Raw genomic sequence first — 17,383 nt, 5'->3', positions numbered from 1 at the left:
AATTCTGAGGTACCAAAAAAACACGTGCGTTGTGTGGGGACAAGTACTAGCTACGTTGACTACAGTTTACCTCGTATAACAAGGTTGAGTATGCGCCTGCTTTCTGTGCCCGTCCTGAAGTGTCGCCCTGTCTTTGAGCGCGCAACGCACTCTGTCAACCCGCCGCCAGTTGCCTCAACTTCTCTCCTGATCTCGTGCAGCGTTTGCACGAGCGACTGCCTACGTGCGCGACGCCTACTGGCTTCCTCAAATTCTTCTTTTCCCCGTATCGTTGCGGCCAGTTCCGGGATTGCTACCTCTATTTCCCGCGGAGTGACGCGCAACGCCCGTGCGAGTTCATATACCGATATTCCGGGCATCTTGTTCACTGCCTGTCGACAGGCGGCGGCGAGCTCACTATTGCGGATCGCCTTGCGGCGCGCCAGCGGGACAAGGTCCGATGGCTGATAAGCGCGCTCAATTTTTCCGTCAAGCAGACCTACCAGACTCGCGCCTGTTATCACGCATATCGTCATCAGCAAATCGACGGGGAGCCTTGATCGGCGGCCCAGATTGTATAACTGATTTACATCCATTCTAAAAAACCGTGACGCGGCCAGTACGCTGCCGAATTCATCAGCGAGGTGGCACAAGACGGCCTCGGCAGCGACGCTACGATCAAACTTCTTGCCACCCGATATCGCCGCGACGAGCCCGGCCATCTGCGAGGCGACTATGACCTTGTTTTCGGATGCCCTTCTTGCAGGGCGTTGGTGACATCCATATGAGACCGACCCGCACCACGGACATACCCCGAATAAATCCGGTGCGTTTGCAGCGCCGTACACCGTCGGGTTGAGACATGAGCAGGACATCAACTCGAAGGTATGGACTGGACAGGCATCGACTATGGCAATATCCCATAGTACCCGGCCCCACGCATCAGGAAAAGGAGACTCCTCGATGCACGCAGGGCAATAACGTCCGGTGCCATCTATCCCTCCGATCGATAAAGTGAAGTCATTGCGAAAGGGTAGCAGTGCGCATTGATGCAGTCCTGCGCATCCCGTTGCCAGAGTGAGGACTTCAGCCTCTTTCTCCGGGCTGTTAAATGGGTCGCGCCATCCGCGGCCAGCCGGATAAATTTCGGAAAGATACGATTTCAGTTTTGCATAACGTACGCAGTGCTGGAACGCGAGGCGACGCATGAAGCTTCCGACGCTTTCGCAGCTCCATGAACCAATACCAATTGCCTTCAACGGGTAAAGGATGGTTCCCACAATTGGCCCATCCACCTTGTCTTTCACGGTACGCACCTTCGTCACCACGGCACCTAGCCATAACGAATCGAAGACTCTACAACTTCAAGATATCTCGCGACGCGCTCTAGAAGCACTCCGGTGATCGTGCTGGTCGTCGAGGACGACTAAAAAAACCCGACCGGGCAATTTGAACGACTAGTTCGCCATGTCCCGTCGGTGCAACCAACGCATTTCGACGTTGCCATTTCGCTATACCAGGGCGTCCCGATGCCCAGGTTCGTCGCTTTGCGCCGCCTGCACCCGCCTGAAAGGCTCTTCAAAGCGTGAGCCTCGGCTTACACAAATGCCCGATTCGAGCCACACATTGCGTAACGTGACCGACTTGCCTGCCTTCTTTAGACTCTGCGCTGTTGACTCAATCGATGCTTGTGCCTCGACTCTGCGCGCTGCCGTCTTGGCGCTTCTCGCCGAACGCCAACGCGCTGTGAGCATCGCCGCCTCCTCGGGCAGACGTTTGGAAATCGTTGAACGGTCGCAACCGATATAAGCCGCGACAGCCGCCACGGAAGGATCTTGCAGGACAGCAAGCGCAGATTTTATCTTTTCTCGCAAATCATCAAGCGAAGTGATCCGGGTTCGGCGCGCGTGAGGTTCATAGCGAAAGTTTGCCCTCTCAGAGCATTGCGATGGCCTTCGCAACACGTCAACAACATCTACACCGGATGCCGCGCACAGGGCGAGCAGTGGGGCATACTTGATAAGCCTGACGCCGTGAATCCAGTCGTATAGCCTCGCTTTATTGAACCCGCATATTGCGGCTGCTCGAAAAGGGAAACCGTCCCCGACGATGGTTGCGAGCTCGCGGATACGCTCGGGCGCCAACGGTGCGTCGAACTTTTCGCCGCCCGAAGCCGCAGCAATGAGCGTCGCCGACTGACGCGCCACCCACTGCTCCGCGAGCGACGCGCCTACGTGGGAAACCGCCCGGCAAGCGTAGGCGATCGCACCACACTCGGTACAGACACCTGGCATGTGAACTCTATGCCATCTCGGACGGCGTTGGAGTGTCTCACCTCCGCATTCAGAGTTGACCAGTCGCACTGCGTGGACCGGACAGCAACTGACTGCTTTCAGATCCCAAAGAAGGGGACGGTGCAGTTGCGCAAATTCTGCGGCTTGGTAGCACAGCGGACAGTGGCGAAGCCGCGGAGACGACATGCCCGCCAAATCTATGACACCATCAAGAGAAGCTAGCGAAAGCCGACCGGCCGCCTGAATTCCGGTCGCTGCGACGAGGGCATCCCGCAGCGCCAGCGTGCGTTGCTTCGCAAAGACATCCACCGCGCGGTCTTTCATCCATGTCGAGAAGTGACGCCAGATTTTAAAATCGTTTGTGGAATACCGCGCCAGTCCTTGGTTAACCAGATCATCAACGCTAACGCAATGCGCCAGAGCCAACCTGCAAAGGTAACTCACCAGACCTTCACAATCTCCCGTCCCTATCCCCATTGGAAGAAGCCCATAAAACACCGGAACTGGTTCTCGCGCCGGCGTTAGACTGGAGCGCAAGTCTTCGGAGACGGCAGACTGCGTCGTATCTGTGTTCAACTCACCCTCCCGCCACGAGCTTTTCCATTTCCGCAATACGATCCGGATCAATGGCGGACTCATCGAAATTTTCTCTTATCAGCATGGCTTCACCGTCCTCGACTTCTTTCCGGATCTTTTCGATCGAATGTTTCTTCTTGAGTGCAAGTGCTATGAAACCTTCCTTCCATTTTCCCGCGTTCTCAAGCTGGCTAATCAGACATCGGGTCAGAAACTCCTTGAGCAATCCGACGATGCCCAAAGTCGCTGTCAACAGGTCATCTGCTGCCAGTTCAAATTGCGGCACCTGCTCCAACGGCCAGCGCTCCATCAGTTTTGTTATAATTTTCTTGTACTCCTCGGCGTCGGCTTTATTCTGAACCTTATCCGGTCGATCATTCCGGTACCGGCCGAGATAAACCATATCGCCTCGTCGCACCACCTGGCCATAGTTGTCCACCATGCCGAACAGCTCATAAGGCCCGATCAACAGAATCTGGGACGAGACGGCGTCCGACAGGTCCTTCACCGAGTCCAGGGCTTTATCGTGATCACCATATCGCAGCATATGAAGAATCTCGTCAACGACGAGTAGCCGCGTGTCACGATTGTCCAGCATATTGCATACCGCAGTTTGCAACGCCGGGAGGTCAGCCCGACCATTCGAGCCGATCAGCCGATTGTCCCGGACGCTCCATGAGCGCTTCGCGTCAATCATCGGTTCACGACCGGCCTCCAGGACTTTCCTGAAAAAACCACCCCAGGATACTTTTGCGGCACCAAAAGCGGGCGCTCTCACATAAATATATGGCCGGTGACCAGGCTCAGTCGAGCTCATCCGGGAACCAACTGTCTCGGCGAGCGCGGTCTTGCCCCCTCCGGTTGGCCCGAAAAGTGTAATTATTCCGGTATCGGTGCACGGCCCCAACAGATCCGTCAGCTTCTTTTCTGTACCGTCACGAAGACGATGTTTTACTCTCAGCGAATAAAAGTAGCGAACTTTCTCCGTATCGGCGAGCGCGAGGACCTGCTCACGACTCAGCCTGCTATACATCAGCCTCTCTTCGTACGTGATCCCGCGTGTTGTTCTAGAGAAGTCCAGCTTCATCTGGCTCGCTCCATTCGGAAGTGTTCGGATCAGACAGCGTGGCGAGTTCGGCAGCCGCTTCTCCATCAGTTCGCGCGATCGCCGCATCCGCCATGTCGACTGAGGAACCAGGCCCAGCGGCTGGACTGTAAGCCGGTTCCCGACGCGGTACCGTGCCAAGATCAATGGCTCTTGCAGTTCCCATCCCGAGCGCCTTATAAAGTTCTGATTCGCTCTTCTGCTTCTTTGCAGTGGTCTCGTCAAAGCTGATAGGGGTTCTTACCTGCCCAAGACGCACCGCCCGTGATGTCGTATGGCGGTCACGCTCTGCAGCAAGGCGGTTGAAATTCCGCTCCATGCGCTTCGCGTACTCCACTTCGTAGCGCGTTCGCCCCCAGTAGGGGTCGAGATCACGCGCGAGGGCCGTCACCCAGCAGTGACCAATATAGACATAGATGACGTTGGCCAGCCACGGCTCGTATCGGACCGGACACTGCTTCCCGCCGATCTTTGCAAATTCCGGATGCCAATAAAACATGCCGCTCTCCCACACACCCCGTTGCGCGTGAACCTTGTGCTCGCTGCGTGGTGGCGAAGGCGCCGTGAGCAGAAGCAGATTCTCGTCGAATTCAACCCGGATATGATCCCGTCGGCCCGTCTGTTCGAGTCTGGCCTGCTCGTAGTCACACTGCGTCATCCCCAGCGCCGGATGAACGTGCCGGCGATACCTGAAGTCGAAAAGAAAGGAGTCCGTCGAGCGGTACAGCTGAGGAAACGTCCAGACAGCGCGGCGCGTGGGATCAACTGACCTGGTGACGGTACGAGCTTCCTTCAACTGGATCGAACAGCCTTCCAGACCGGACAGGAATTCTTCCTCAGTCAGACCGAATAGCCGCTCAATGTCTTTGCCGCCTCGCGGTCGACCAGTTGCGCGATAACGCACATCAATGTTATGGAGCTTGAAGAACTGCGCAACCGCGTGCGAACGCAAGTCGGCGCCGCCATCGAGAACTACAATCCGCGGCAGGCGCCTCCAGCGGCGCACATAGTCGCGCAGTGTCATGAGCACCGACAGCGCGGATGGTGGACGATATGAGAGATAGAACGCACGCGCACAGGTTACGTTACCGTCCACTGCCGCAGAGAGCCAGAGCTTTCCCCAGTCCTGTCCGTCAGGACCCTTCGTAAAGAGATTAGGTTCGGTGTGGTCGATGTAGCAGACCTCGTGGGGCGCCACGCCGTCCACCGGCTCCCGTGCGTCCAGTATCAAGGGAATCGCCCCGTCCCGGTACGCAACACGTTTGCCGAACCGGGCATCTGGGTCCTCGTATGCCTTGACCCGCTGGCACAGTGTGGGATAAGACATGGGCACGACATTCTGTTTAATGCATTCCTCGCAGTAGCTGTCGTAAGTCTTCTTGGCATTGCCGGCCGATGCCGTGTTATGAACGGTCTCAATCGTCGTCTTTGCAAGCAACTCGACGAGTGGTGAAAGCCGGGGCAACCGGTTGCCTTTTTCTGCGTGATGCGGCGCGAGCTCGAGCAGGACATCCTGTACAAAGGTGCAATCGCGTATTGCCTGCCTGGCCCTGCCCAGAGTCGCATCGGAGTACTGGTCGGCCCCTTCGTTCAGGACCACCGCCTTATATTTCTTTATTCCTTCCTTGAGCTCCGTCCTGCTTAGGGATGCAATGGCGCGCCGTTTCTCGTTGTTAAGGAGCGCAACGCGCTCTTCATCCGTTGCGCGCTCGGCCAGCAACTGCCTTGCGGTCTCCGTGGGGAGGGTCATTCTCCCTCCCGCGCCCGAAGTGAGAAGCACCTCCGCGTCCGGTCCTGTCGAGCCCAGAATAACGGTCCACTCCTCTCCTCCATATTGCAGTCGGGTGCCGATCGGGCATGCAGCAAGCCCAGGAACGGGCAACGGCTCACACAGGAGGCCGCCCCGACGAATGAGCCGATCGGCCTCGGCAAGGTCAGCATCGCGGTGCATCAGCAGATCGGCGGGATTACCGATACTGTCGTTATTCAGATCAACGAACAGCACGCCCTGCGCGATCGCCGACAGCAGAACATCCGCTTCGAATCCCTCATGCTTGATCATGTCATCGTAAGTGACCGGCCCCTTCTCTACGCATTGCCTTAGCCGCTCTGCCGTATCCGACGAGAGAATGGGTGTTCTTGGATCGTAAAAATCCCGCAGATAACGGATATTCTCGAGAAACCGTCGTGGAATCTCCCGGTTTGTCCTTAGTCGATGCGCAATTCCAAGTGACCCGCAATATTGCTCGCACGCGCGGTCATGCCAGCGATCGGATTCATCCCGCCAGAAGCGGCTCACCTTTTTCCATCGATCGTCGTCTTTTTTCTGCATCTGGAAGAGTAGCGTCTCCTCTTTCCAGTCCTCGAAGCGGGGCGCACCATCTCCCAGTATCAGAAAATCGAACCAGTGCTGCGACTTGTTTGCGACACTCCCATCCTCCCGCTCAGTAATTGCAGTGAAAGAATGCGCATTTGCATAGTACTCCTGAATCTTTTCGTCAAATTCGTACCACATGGCCGCACTGGCGTGCAGCGTCCGGCTCTGTACGGTGACGCCCTGCTGCATTTTTGCGGAACGAATCGTCACGACCGTTCGGGTACCCTGATGATTGAACGGGTTGAAGTCTGACAGACCGCGCCGGATCTTTTCAACCAGCTCGCGCATGGCGGCCGGCATCGAATGGCCTGCCAGATACTCAGCTAGTTCCAGTTGACTGAACATTCAGACACCTGCAATCGATGCAGCGAATTTGCCACACAGTTCTGATTGGCGACGACTGGATACTGTCATCCTAGCCAACGCGTTTGCGTTCGCCATCTTTTACGCGCCTTGACGCGTCCTGCAATAGCAGCCCATACGCACCAGGCCCCAACCGTCGGAAGCCAGAGCATTTACAGCCAGCCTGCATGCAGGGATGACGGTTACGTTATCAACCCATCGCGCCTTCGGGGCTCAATTGACACGGAGCCGTGAACGGACTTTCGCCCCTGTTCTGCGGGCGTTCCCGGAAATTCCATTTGTTGCGATCCGCCGACTCACGGCTAAATGGCCACCAGGCGCTTCCATCGGCTGTCCGCTGACCTTACTTGTACGCCTCCCGCGCGCTGTTCAATCAAGTGCGTCGCTACCGATCGACCTCCCGCACCTTGACATCCAGTCCCGAGAGTAAGCACAGTCGCGCGCGCACTGCCATGAACAATCATAGGTCGCCTGCCCGGGAATCACGGCATGCCCCGTGATGCGGACAGTTGATCGACGTCATCGGTGGCCGCTTTCAGTTCGTGCACGGCTGGCCGGATAACACGGGAACGTAAAACGTCTTTTCGGCTCGAAGCCGGATTCCTAAAGAGACCCGGAAAACGTCAATATTGCTTCCAGATGGGGTTTCCATAGCCGTCTGGCGGAATACTGTTTGTATTAAAAATATCGCCTGTGGTATTTTGTTTATATTGCCTGTGCGCGCAACCGTCATGTTCGATTGCGAACATGCGTGTTCCTGGATACTGTGAGCCGTTTTTATTTAGTTAAAGGTGCAAATAAATTGACTGCAAGAGCTCCACTGCCGGGCACGCCACGTCGGCACGGCGAGCGCGAAAAATACCGCCTCATTTCGCACGATAATTAAAGTTATCACCCTGTCTTGTTTCGATTACCCGACAGACAATCCTTTCATGACAGGCAGTCCGTATTGAAATCCAGTAATTCGCCATGAGGCCCGGTTTGCCTGCATAATCGGTTCATGGGACGCCAGCCACTTCACTCACAGGAATCTGTCCGTGCGGCCGCACTTGAGATGCTGGCCGAGAACAGTCATGGCGCACCCGTCTCGCCCGCGCTGTTCAGGCGTGTGCTGTCTGCCCGCAGGCTGCGGGAGCGTATGGGCGGTGGTGGTGATCTGGGAACCTTCTCGCGCATCCTCAACTCCGTCGAAGCGGAAGTCACGCGGGAGGCCGCTGCACGCGACACGATTCCCGACCTGCCGGAGAACGTCGCGAACCTGATGCGCGCGGTCTGGCGGGCGGCGATTGATGCGCAGACCGGCGAGATCGGGCGTATCAGGAAGGAAGCCGAACACGCCGTGGCCGGCGCGGAAGAACGGCGGGACGAGGCGAACGCCGTGGTGGCGCTGCTACGGACGGAGCTGGCGGATCTGCGCGGGGATCTCGCGGTGCGCGACGAAACGATTGGCAGGCTGCGCGCTGAACTGGCCGAGACTACCCGGCAACTGGCGAGCAACGACACGGCACGCGAACAGCTGTCCGGCCGGCTGGCAACCATTCAGCACGAACGTGACACCGACCGCCATACCTTCGAGGAAAAGCTCGCGGCCGTGCGAACGCGGTATGACGGCCTCCATCGCCAGTTGCTGGAGCAGACGGATGCGCAGCGGCAGGCCTGGGTGGATGCGAAGCGCGCATTCGAGCTACAGTTGCGTGCTGCCGAAGAACGGTTGACAGAAGTCCGTGCGGAGCGTCAACGTCTGCTTGACGAGCTGGGCCACCGCGCCCGGCCTCGCGGGCGAGAAGTCCGCTGACCCTTTTTCATACGCTTGTGCGTCCCGATCATGGATCTCGCCGACATCGTCGACACACTGGCATCGCCGCCGCGACGTCTGCCCGCACAGCTCGACGACGCGATCAATTACCTCGCGTCGGCAACCGGCACCCAGGTCTACCTGCGCTGGACACCCGCGACCCTCGCCCGTCGATATGGCTCGATGCAAACGGCGAAGGCACAGCAGCCGGACGTCTTTGCCCTGCTCCTCGACTGCCCTGCGGTAATCCAGTTCTGGCAAGCGGGCGAGCTGATTACGCTGCCGGCCGACCAGGCGCCCCCGCCAGGTGCGGTGGTCGAACGGCTGCTGCGCACGCAGCGATTCCGTTTTCGTCCCGCCAACGGTGATCCCTATCCGTCAGCGGACTCCAGCAGGGTACAGCCGCGGCAGGAGCGTCGGGCCACCACATCAGCGCTGGAGTCGTTCGGGAACGATCCCTGGCTGGAAAGGACGGGCAGGTTCGCTAACCGCGACGGCGCGACCAACAGCCTTGCCGTCCCGGATGACGGCGCCGCCGTCATGGCCTTCCTGGCAGAACGCACAGGCCGATCGCCGCATACACGGCGCGCCTACATTGCCGAGATCCAACGGCTGATCGCGTGGTGTCATGCAAACAGGATCTGTGGGCCTCTGTCCGATCTGTCCAGGTCAGAACTCATCCGGTTCAGGAACAGTCTGCCCGGCACTGAGAGCCCGTCTCCTTCCGCTGCGGGCATCCTGGGCGCGCGGAGCTGTAGCCGGGCGCTGGCTGTCGTACAGAGCATGTACGGCTACCTGTTCGGGACCGGCTATATGACGGTGAATCCCGCGGCTGAACTGGGTCAGGGAGCGACCGATCGCGCGGGTGACCGGCCCAAACGGTTTCTGCCACCTGCTGCGTTAGCCGCCTTTGACCGGTGGCTGGATGCGGCAGCAGCCACCCCCACTCCGTCGCTCGCGACCGTGCGTCGCGCCGCGATCGTCGCGCTTTACCGGTGGACCGGCGCACGCCTCGACGAACTGGCCCACCGCGACGGTTATCCGCGTCTGCGGATTGACGAGGACGGATGGACCATCGAGGTGCAGGGGAAGGGCCGAAAATTGCGCGAGATACCGTTGCCCGACGTGTGCGTGCCGTTTATCAAGCGGTATCGTGTCGCGCGCGGACTCCCACCTGTTCCGTCGTCCGCGGAATCGCACCCGCTCGTTCAGGGACGCGGCGGTCATTCGTTGGGGCGTAGTGGCCTTTACGCCGAAGTGAAGGCGGCACTGCGCGAGATACGTTCCACTCTCCCTTCAACGGAATCCGCCAGTCGCAGCGCCCTGCAGATAGCCTCGCCTCACTGGCTACGTCACTCGTATGCGCACACACTGGTGGTTCAGCAGGGTGTACCGCTGCCAGTCGTGCAGATGCTGCTCGGGCACGCTTCCGTGCAGACGGCCGCATCGTATGCGAGTACGGATCTCTCCCAGGCTCGACGTTTTGTGGCGCGTAGCTTCACCTTGCCCAAGACAGATCCGTCATAGAACGGATCTGACCGGGGCAGGCGCTGATGACGGCCTATCGTTTTCACGGTGAAAAAGTTTCAGCATACGAGCTGCTTCGCCCATCCGAGATCTTCATCTTCCCCGATAGACTTGAGCGTCCGGACAACATCTCGCCGCGGACAGTGATCAACAAGTTTCTGTAGTACGTCGAGGCGGACGTTTCGCAGCATGCCCACGAGATTGACGTTATCTTCGCGCAGCCGTTCGTCATGCACAGCGCCGGCCAGATATTCCAGGATGGCACGTTCTGTAGCCGCCACCGGCATCCTCGCACTACGAGCGGGCAACGCCGAAATCGCGAACGTCGCCGGCAAGGCGTCATCGAACAGGTGATCGTACTCGTACGTGAGCAACAGCAACTCTTCCGCCCACGAAGGAAATTCGAAGGGCACGGCGCCCCACAGATTGATCCGGGGGCGTGCGTACAGGTAATGGCGTATGCCGCGCATGTCCAGGGCGGCCTTGCCGCTCACATGAAGCCCGGGGATGCGTCGGGCAAAAAACGCAACTGTGCCTTCTATATCCGGCAAATCACCTCTGAGGAGATAGGCGTCGTCAGAAAGTCGCCGCAGCCACCCGCCGGTTACGAGATCCGATGCTTCAACCGACGTCACGCCGTATTCGGCAAGGAAACCAAGATCGAGCGGCTCGCCGCGTGGAGCGAAATCCATCAGAAACTGGACCAGCCGGGTGATGTCCTCCATGTCAGATTTGATTACCTCGCGACCACTATCGGTTCGTCGTAATCCTGTCCGTCCAGGCTGAGTGCAAGCTGCAACGGGGCATCGTTGGGAAGGTGATGCTGCAGCGGGGAGCAGGGATGCAGATCACCCTCTTGCGTCCTGTACCAGTAGTCACACACCGACGCATTGATTCGCTGCTGGGTCAGCAAGCCTGTCACGCGTTGCATTCGCGCAGCCGGACGACCTTCGGCGGGTGCCTCCATAACGTACACAGAGAACCTGTCTGGCGTCAGTTGACTGGCGGTATCGAGAAGCGCCGCCGGATCGACAACCAGCAACCCGTCGGGCAGGGCGCCGGGCCGGTCCGACACGTATGCGGGGAAAACCCAGAAACAGATCGTGTCGTCCGTCCATCCCACGCACCGCCACGGCTGGAACGGCTTCGCGATGGCGCGCCGGAAGGCACTCGACTCGGCCCAGTTTGCATCTGTGAACAACATATATCTTCCTTACGACGACACGGGAGGCAGAAACAACGATAAAGCAACAATTTATGTTGCCTACCAATATAAAGCGATGTTATCAGATGCGCGCATTGAAGAGACCATTCAATGTTGGATGACAACATGAAATGGTGACTTTTGACTGCCGTGAACGAGCAGAAGACCGCGAAGCATCTGGGGCGCGCGTTGGCAGCGGCCCGAGCCGATGCAGAACTGACCCAGGAGCAGGTGGCTGAGCATCTTGGTGTTTTTGTCGAAACCGTAAGCCGCTTTGAGCGCGGCGCGCATTGGCCGACCATCCCGCGTCTACTGGAGCTAGCAGACCTCTACAGAATTCCGGTTTCGACGCTGCTCAGGCGCGCGTCCGACCGGCCAACAGATGTCAGCATGGAGATCGCTGAGCAGCTCGAGCGGCTCAGCAGCGACGATCGCGCGTGGGTGGGGACGCTGGTCAAGGACCTGTGCGGCCGGTTGCCAGCCGCACACGAGCACAGAGTGGGTAACAAAGGTCGCGCGCGTCAGTAACGCGACTTTGGTCGTCACTCCGCAGCGCGCGGTCGATGGGGTTATCCAGTATCGCGACGGCATGCGCGCAACCCGCACTCTCCAGATTTGCACTGCTTGCCGGCAAGGCGTCGGTCGTCCTTGCTCGCGGCATACGCATCCTCAAGCTGCGAAACAACCCCCGTTTCTTGTGTCAGAAATTCGCCGCTGCCATCAACCCAGGAAGCAGCGCCAAAGAGGATTTGCGGTTGTTCCTGGTTCCGTTGCCGACAAGCGAGTCGGCAACCCTCCAACTACCGCTTTCGACATCCATAACCTGTACTGGCCGCTCCCGCAATAAACTGGGGAAGCTCGCAGCAGCCGACTTTCGAACGCATCTGGAGCCTGTCAGCGTTCCGCGGAAGTCTCAGACATAGTGAAAGTTCGAACTCACCGACGACAGTGGAAATTTATGTATGGGAGCTTCAGCGAGCGTGACTGCTGCAAACGACTGTTGTTTTTAGAAATCGACGGGCGTTGCGTATCTTGATGGAGTGCGACGGTCCATCGAACGTCGTTCTCGCCGGCAAGTGTCTGAACCGCTCACGGCACGCGAACGCTGCATGGTAAATGTTCCATCGCGTATGCAAATAGAATATTGAATGTCCACCGGCCGTGCGACTTACGATTCTAGCGTCGATGGTAAGTCGTCGTCGCTATAATCCTCTTGATCTGGAAAGCAGAGGTCAAGGCGGCCAAAACCCTCAATTGCTATTCGAGCCACCAAAAATTTTTGCAATTCGTCCTCTACAGCACGTGAGAAAAAAATGACACTTGATATCCGAGGCAGCATCAAGAACACCAAGCTCAGTTCTAATCCATACGTCGTCTTCGAAGAGCTGATATCTAACGCTATCGACTCTTTCCTTATACGAAAGCATCTAGACGCTTCGGTGGAAGACATGCATGTTGAGATCGGCGTTGAGTTCAAGTGCGAAGATCTGCTCGGTGTTAAAGAGGACATGACAGTATCATGTACGGACAACGGGTGCGGTCTAGGCGACGATCAACTTAAAGCATTTTTGACGAAAGACACATCTTACAAAGATGACCTTTCCATTTCAGGGATTGGAAGCTGCAAAGGGGCTGGCCGTATTCAATTTTTCCACCACTTCTCCAGCCTTGCTATCACCAGCACCTTCAAAAGAGGCGAGGAATTTCTCAAAAGAGAAATGAAATATTCGGAGCCAACGAAACAAATTGACGCCGAAAACTTCGAACTCAGGCCCGGAAATAAGAATGAAGTGGGAACTTCTATTTCCCTCGATGGTTTCAAGGAAGCTGTACGCGGCCGGATTGCGCAATGGCAGCCGATTAGCAATATTTTTTCCGCTTCCGCACTAAAAAAACAGATGTTGATCGCTTTCCTTCAGCGTCTGGTTAGTCTCGACCGTCGTCTTGGCAATTTCGAAATCAGCTTTGTCACACGCCATTGGAGTGATAGTGAGCGACGTGAATTGCTTACCCGTTCCGACTTGCCAGCCATTACGGCAAAACGTGGGGTCAAAATCGAGGAACGTGATCCGAACACGGGAAATGGCCTTGGCACCTACAAAGACTTTACGCTATACCATTATCAGCTTAATGCTAGTGAGTATGGTCTTCCACGCAACGCAATTGCATTTTGCGCAAAGTCTTCGCCGGTGAAGGACATCACGCAGCGTTATCTGCGCACACGAACTCAACAGAACAATCCCGTAGATGGTTGCCATCACATCGTCCTCATCGAAAGCGATTACCTCGATCAGCGGGTGAACGAACAACGCGATGACTTTGAAAATATTCCCGTCGAACTAGCAACTGGCGATCTTTTTTCAGGCGAAAAGCTGTCGTACACAACAATTTATGACGCGATTGATCCTGTGATTCAGGAAATGGTGGTCCCGGCGGACTGGAATAAAGACGCTGTACTACGCGACGTAACTGACCAGTTCGGCATAAGCGAGGCCATGCTGCAAGATACTTCGACGCGCATTGTCTATGGTGAAACACCACAGGCGGTCGCCGAACGCGTATTGAAAAAATATCAGGAACGAGTAGTTGACGAAACCGCTGCCATTTTTAATCTTAAAGAGGAAATCATCAAGGCAGAGCCGCATTCCGAAGAATTTCGCACTCTGATCAATGATTTATCGTGGAAATACACGTCATCATTGAAAAATTTTGACATGGCAAATCTGTCCCAACTCATTGTAAGAAGAGCCGCCATTGTTCAAATATTAGATTTAGCTTGCGACAAAAAACTTGCGGTTCAGAATATAGACGATGGAACTCGTCGCAAGGATGAGCAAATCATTCATAACATATTTTTCCCGATGCGCAAGGATAGTTCGGAGGTCGATGATCATGACATTTGGCTTCTGAGTGAGGAATATCACTATTACGACTATATAGCCTCGGATGTTCCACTTGCCGACATCACATGGGATGGGACCCAAAAGTTATTCGAAAGCGACATCGATGATGAAATCAAGAAAATTCTCGACAAACGCAATTCGGACAATGCTGGGAAACGACCAGATATAGCGATTTTCAGTAAAGAAGGCTCGGCGATTATCATCGAGTTCAAGGCTCCGGGAATTCACCTGGACGATCATGTTGGCGATCTCGCCGAATATTCACACCTTCTATCGGCAAAATCTGGCGGGAAGCTGAAAAAGATATATGGATATCTGATTGGCGATACCGTGAACCCCTTACGCCTATCGGGGTGGACGCCATTCCCCCTGGGGAGCGGGTATTTTCGATCGGATGCTCTTCTTGATCCAAAAACTCGATTTCCGCTCGGTGAGACTTATTTCGAAATACTTTATTTTAGCGATGTAATCGAACGGGCGAAAAAGCGGATTGGCATCTATCGAGAGAAACTTCAGTTGAAGGACCTTCATTAAGATTGCCACCAGATGATCCCGCATAATCGGGACCATCTATACGAAAAGCCCCTCTCCACAAGTGCAAAAGTGAATAAAAAAATTAAGCTTGGCATGATCATCGCGACGATAGCTGCTGCGATGAGCTACGTTTCTACCGCCGTTGATTTTGTTGGTAAAGTTCGAAGCGTTTTTGCGGGGACGACAACAGATCCACATTTCCTCGGTCGGTGGGATACGCACTGGGAGTACAGTCCGAGCGAAGGCGTTAGCCTCGGTTTCCGAGGTACCAGCGAGTACTTTCAAAATGGAAGGTATAACACCAGCGGGATCATGACAGTTGCCGCCCGAAATAGTACGCCCGATCCTCTTCAGGCGGAATACTTGGCAAGTTGGGCCGGAACCTGGTCCGTAGAAGGTAAAGGTTTGACGACGACCATGGATGAAATGAAAACCACTCCCTCGACGGTCACAGTCGGGACGAAGGAGTTGTCGGCGAATGAGGTCACACAGATGCTAGGCAGGGATGGACACTTTCCTAACCTATCAGACCTTTATCCTCATGGTGCAACTGCATACGCGACCATCGTCTCTGTATCCGATCGTGCCTTCTCACTGACAGAAGATGCTGGTCACAAGCAAAAAATAGCAATTTTTGGACAACGTGATTAAAGGCAGCACGTCACGGGGCGATCCTATGCATGTTTCGGGCGAACAAGCAACGCGCCGGATCAGTTGTGAGTGACTGTTTTTGGATAGAACGGGCGACATCCCGTTTCGCGTGAGTGCGTTGCTGCTAGTATTCTTTAACTTATATGCCCACTGCCAGCAAGCCCCTGCGACATCCGTGGGCACGGGAGTAAACCGCCTGCGACGGGGGCGGAGCCTGCCTTCCCGACCGCGATGGAGGCCGTATTCATGCAGGCTGGTACGCGTAAGCACCGTACTCGCGGCAGAGACCGCACGCGCAATGAGCGCCTCGCACGCATGCAGCCGAACTCGAATGCCATTGATAGGAGGAGATATGCCGCCGCGACCGAACGCTGTAATGTGTATTTCCTCCGGCTTTGGAATATGATGCGTGGCGACCGGCAGTCCGCGCCGCCGCGCTCGGACAATAGGGACGACAACGAGTATTGACGATGCCGCCCATGCGAAAATGCACGCATTGCGCTCTCGGATGCGGTTATGGACCTTCAAAAACAGGCGATGACGGAGATCGAGCCTCTTGTAGCGATCCTGCTTGCCAATAAACGAAGTGATTTAAGCAAGCTGTGCAAGGCAACGGTCATCACAGATGACTCGCTCGGTGCACTTATTTCTGCGTGCGATGCTGGTCAGTTGCCGTGGCGACATCAGATATCATATCGCGATTTTCTTCCACCAAATCTCAAATACACCGACGAAGATAGTCAGGCGCTTGGACACACGACTGTAGGTCCGTTTACGCGAGTTGCGATGAAAGCATGGCGGAAGTGGCACCAACTCTTGCAGGATCGGCGTTATCTTGTAGGTCATATGTTCTATACGACGGACCATTCGAACTGGCATTTCTTCTATTTCGACAACCGAGATCTCGCACCGTTTGAAAACCACTTCAAGGCAGGCGGTCCCCACATCCATTTAATCAATTTCCTTTGGCCCGGGCATACCTGCGAGTCGCTATGGAAATTCTTTAACGAAGATAATCCGAAGATGAGCGGCGCGGAGCATATACGCTTTCACAGGGAACATCCCGGACCACCGGACATATAAGTCGCTCCGTGGCCGCCCCGCGTTCAGTATCCGCTGCCTTCGCTTCGGCAGCAGACAGCGGGGCTGCGACGTACCAGATCGCCACCACCTGGTCCGTCACTTCCTTCACCTGCTCTTCCGTGATGCTGCTGAATGCAGGCACGCGTCAGGAAGTCGACCGCATAACGGAGCAGCGTGAGCACCATCGCGGGGGGAGCGTCTACGCGATATACAGATGCTATGCCGTGCGGCCGCACTATCTCGAGATCGTCCTGCGACTTGACCTGCCGCTCGAGCGCCAGATACAGATAAATGCCCACCAGCGCGAAAACCATCAGCGTGGTGCCGCCAAACGCCAATGCCAGCGTGACGACAAGCGACTGCGCATCAGGAAAGGTCATTTATTTCAAGGATATAGCCAATGCCGCGCACCGTGTGGTTTAGCTTGGCCGGGAAGTTGCCGTCGATCCTGATGCGTAGCTGGCGAATTGCCACTTCGACCACATTCGTGTCGCTGTCGAAATGGGGGGAGATCTGGTCGGCGACGACACATGGCGCCAGTTTGTCGATGCGGTTGATCAACCTGATTGACATGCGGAAAGGCGCGAGCCGGCTGCTTCATCCCCGTACCGGGCAGCAGCCCCTTCCCGAAGAGATCTGCGGCAACTCGACGGAATTGCAAGAAATCATGGCAAGACTGGTCGAGTCGCAAGCACAGCGCGCCACATCGAAGGTGCCGGAATTTCCCCACTAGGTATCGAAGACATCACTTAAGGTCAAAATAACGCAGTCACATCCGGGATTGCGACTGCCCACCCGGCAGGGTCACCAATGCGCACAAACGTGCAGTTCATCGGCACTCCCTTCACACCTCCATCGTCCGATTACGTTTTCCCCGAACAGTCGAGCCCTAACAGCCGGAGGAGAGCAGATGCAGAGACCTGTCTCGGTCTCGATGAATGCGGCCTGAATGATCTTTGCGTATTTCGGCGAACGTGACCGCCGATTTCGGG

Annotated in this window: 13 protein-coding genes and 1 pseudogene; 6 read left to right on the top strand and 8 right to left on the bottom strand. The window is 56.2% G+C overall.

What is annotated here, in order from left to right:
* Window positions 1-59 precede the first annotated feature (59 nt).
* The 4 genes from PQQ95_RS14055 to PQQ95_RS14040 all read right to left on the bottom strand — a co-directional run bounded on the left by PQQ95_RS14055 (window position 60) and on the right by PQQ95_RS14040 (window position 6,676).
* Window positions 60-1,286 (bottom strand): TniQ family protein, encoded by a 1,227-nt coding sequence (locus tag PQQ95_RS14055; protein ID WP_408437980.1) that lies wholly within the window; start codon window positions 1,284-1,286, stop codon window positions 60-62.
* A 204-nt stretch (window positions 1,287-1,490) separates the two neighbouring features.
* Window positions 1,491-2,849, bottom strand: coding sequence for a TniQ family protein (locus PQQ95_RS14050; protein WP_408437979.1), 1,359 nt, complete (start codon window positions 2,847-2,849; stop codon window positions 1,491-1,493).
* Window position 2,850: 1 nt separating this feature from the next.
* The gene (locus PQQ95_RS14045; protein WP_408437978.1) at window positions 2,851-3,936 is read right to left on the bottom strand and encodes an ATP-binding protein; all 1,086 of its coding nucleotides are present in this window, start codon (window positions 3,934-3,936) and stop codon (window positions 2,851-2,853) included.
* Entirely contained in the window at window positions 3,917-6,676 is a 2,760-nt protein-coding gene (locus PQQ95_RS14040; protein ID WP_408437977.1) for an integrase catalytic domain-containing protein, read from the bottom strand. Before PQQ95_RS14040 ends, PQQ95_RS14045 begins: the two co-directional genes overlap by 20 nt.
* 1,018 nt (window positions 6,677-7,694) lie before the next feature.
* Between PQQ95_RS14040 and PQQ95_RS14035 the strand changes: the two genes are divergently transcribed.
* Together PQQ95_RS14035 and PQQ95_RS14030 are read left to right on the top strand one after the other, a co-directional pair.
* The gene (locus PQQ95_RS14035) at window positions 7,695-8,489 is read left to right on the top strand and encodes a DNA-binding protein (RefSeq protein ID WP_408437976.1); all 795 of its coding nucleotides are present in this window, start codon (window positions 7,695-7,697) and stop codon (window positions 8,487-8,489) included.
* A gap of 30 nt (window positions 8,490-8,519) precedes the next feature.
* Window positions 8,520-10,016, top strand: a complete 1,497-nt coding sequence (locus PQQ95_RS14030) for a tyrosine-type recombinase/integrase (protein ID WP_408437975.1) — start codon at window positions 8,520-8,522, stop codon at window positions 10,014-10,016.
* A 59-nt stretch (window positions 10,017-10,075) separates the two neighbouring features.
* Here the strand turns inward: PQQ95_RS14030 and PQQ95_RS14025 are convergent, their stop codons facing one another.
* Together PQQ95_RS14025 and PQQ95_RS14020 are read right to left on the bottom strand one after the other, a co-directional pair.
* Window positions 10,076-10,741 carry an AbiEi antitoxin N-terminal domain-containing protein gene (locus tag PQQ95_RS14025; protein WP_408437974.1) on the bottom strand — a complete coding sequence of 222 codons (666 nt, stop codon included), beginning with the start codon at window positions 10,739-10,741 and terminating at the stop codon, window positions 10,076-10,078.
* 11 nt (window positions 10,742-10,752) lie between these two features.
* Window positions 10,753-11,220: a hypothetical protein gene (locus tag PQQ95_RS14020; protein ID WP_408437973.1), complete on the bottom strand. Its 468-nt coding sequence runs from the start codon at window positions 11,218-11,220 to the stop codon at window positions 10,753-10,755.
* A gap of 150 nt (window positions 11,221-11,370) precedes the next feature.
* Between PQQ95_RS14020 and PQQ95_RS14015 the strand changes: the two genes are divergently transcribed.
* The 4 genes from PQQ95_RS14015 (at window position 11,371) to PQQ95_RS14000 (ending at window position 16,391) form a co-directional block, all read left to right on the top strand.
* Entirely contained in the window at window positions 11,371-11,748 is a 378-nt protein-coding gene (locus PQQ95_RS14015) for a helix-turn-helix domain-containing protein (RefSeq protein WP_408437972.1), read from the top strand.
* Between the two features lie 785 nt (window positions 11,749-12,533).
* On the top strand, window positions 12,534-14,657 hold the full coding sequence (locus tag PQQ95_RS14010; RefSeq protein WP_408437971.1) for a hypothetical protein: 2,124 nt from the start codon (window positions 12,534-12,536) through the stop codon (window positions 14,655-14,657).
* Between the two features lie 69 nt (window positions 14,658-14,726).
* Window positions 14,727-15,308, top strand: coding sequence for a hypothetical protein (locus PQQ95_RS14005; protein WP_408437970.1), 582 nt, complete (start codon window positions 14,727-14,729; stop codon window positions 15,306-15,308).
* Between the two features lie 516 nt (window positions 15,309-15,824).
* A complete protein-coding gene (locus tag PQQ95_RS14000; RefSeq protein ID WP_408437969.1) occupies window positions 15,825-16,391 on the top strand; it encodes a hypothetical protein in 567 nt (188 codons plus the stop codon).
* 23 nt (window positions 16,392-16,414) lie between these two features.
* Here PQQ95_RS14000 and PQQ95_RS13995 read toward each other — a convergent pair whose 3' ends face one another.
* Together PQQ95_RS13995 and PQQ95_RS13990 are read right to left on the bottom strand one after the other, a co-directional pair.
* Window positions 16,415-16,771: a hypothetical protein gene (locus tag PQQ95_RS13995; RefSeq protein WP_408438008.1), complete on the bottom strand. Its 357-nt coding sequence runs from the start codon at window positions 16,769-16,771 to the stop codon at window positions 16,415-16,417.
* Window positions 16,758-16,895, bottom strand: a pseudogene (locus tag PQQ95_RS13990) (winged helix-turn-helix domain-containing protein); the annotation flags it as partial. The pseudogene PQQ95_RS13990 and the gene PQQ95_RS13995, both read right to left, overlap by 14 nt.
* Window positions 16,896-17,383 lie beyond the last annotated feature (488 nt).

It is taken from the genome of Paraburkholderia caffeinilytica, assembly GCF_046030355.1.
Classification (GTDB): domain Bacteria; phylum Pseudomonadota; class Gammaproteobacteria; order Burkholderiales; family Burkholderiaceae; genus Paraburkholderia; species Paraburkholderia caffeinilytica_B.
This window is presented reverse-complemented; position numbering and strand designations above follow the sequence as displayed.

Excerpts from the sequence above, each read along its gene's own strand:
- PQQ95_RS14000 (WP_408437969.1), top strand. The coding sequence starts at position 15,825 with ATGGACCTTCAAAAACAGGCGATGACGGAGATCGAGCCTCTTGTAGCG.
- PQQ95_RS14025 (WP_408437974.1), bottom strand. The coding sequence starts at position 10,741 with ATGGAGGACATCACCCGGCTGGTCCAGTTTCTGATGGATTTCGCTCCA.
- PQQ95_RS14010 (WP_408437971.1), top strand. The coding sequence starts at position 12,534 with ATGACACTTGATATCCGAGGCAGCATCAAGAACACCAAGCTCAGTTCT.
- PQQ95_RS14030 (WP_408437975.1), top strand. The coding sequence starts at position 8,520 with ATGGATCTCGCCGACATCGTCGACACACTGGCATCGCCGCCGCGACGT.
- PQQ95_RS14045 (WP_408437978.1), bottom strand. The coding sequence starts at position 3,936 with ATGAAGCTGGACTTCTCTAGAACAACACGCGGGATCACGTACGAAGAG.
- PQQ95_RS14035 (WP_408437976.1), top strand. The coding sequence starts at position 7,695 with ATGGGACGCCAGCCACTTCACTCACAGGAATCTGTCCGTGCGGCCGCA.
- PQQ95_RS14020 (WP_408437973.1), bottom strand. The coding sequence starts at position 11,220 with ATGTTGTTCACAGATGCAAACTGGGCCGAGTCGAGTGCCTTCCGGCGC.
- PQQ95_RS13995 (WP_408438008.1), bottom strand. The coding sequence starts at position 16,771 with ATGACCTTTCCTGATGCGCAGTCGCTTGTCGTCACGCTGGCATTGGCG.
- PQQ95_RS14040 (WP_408437977.1), bottom strand. The coding sequence starts at position 6,676 with ATGTTCAGTCAACTGGAACTAGCTGAGTATCTGGCAGGCCATTCGATG.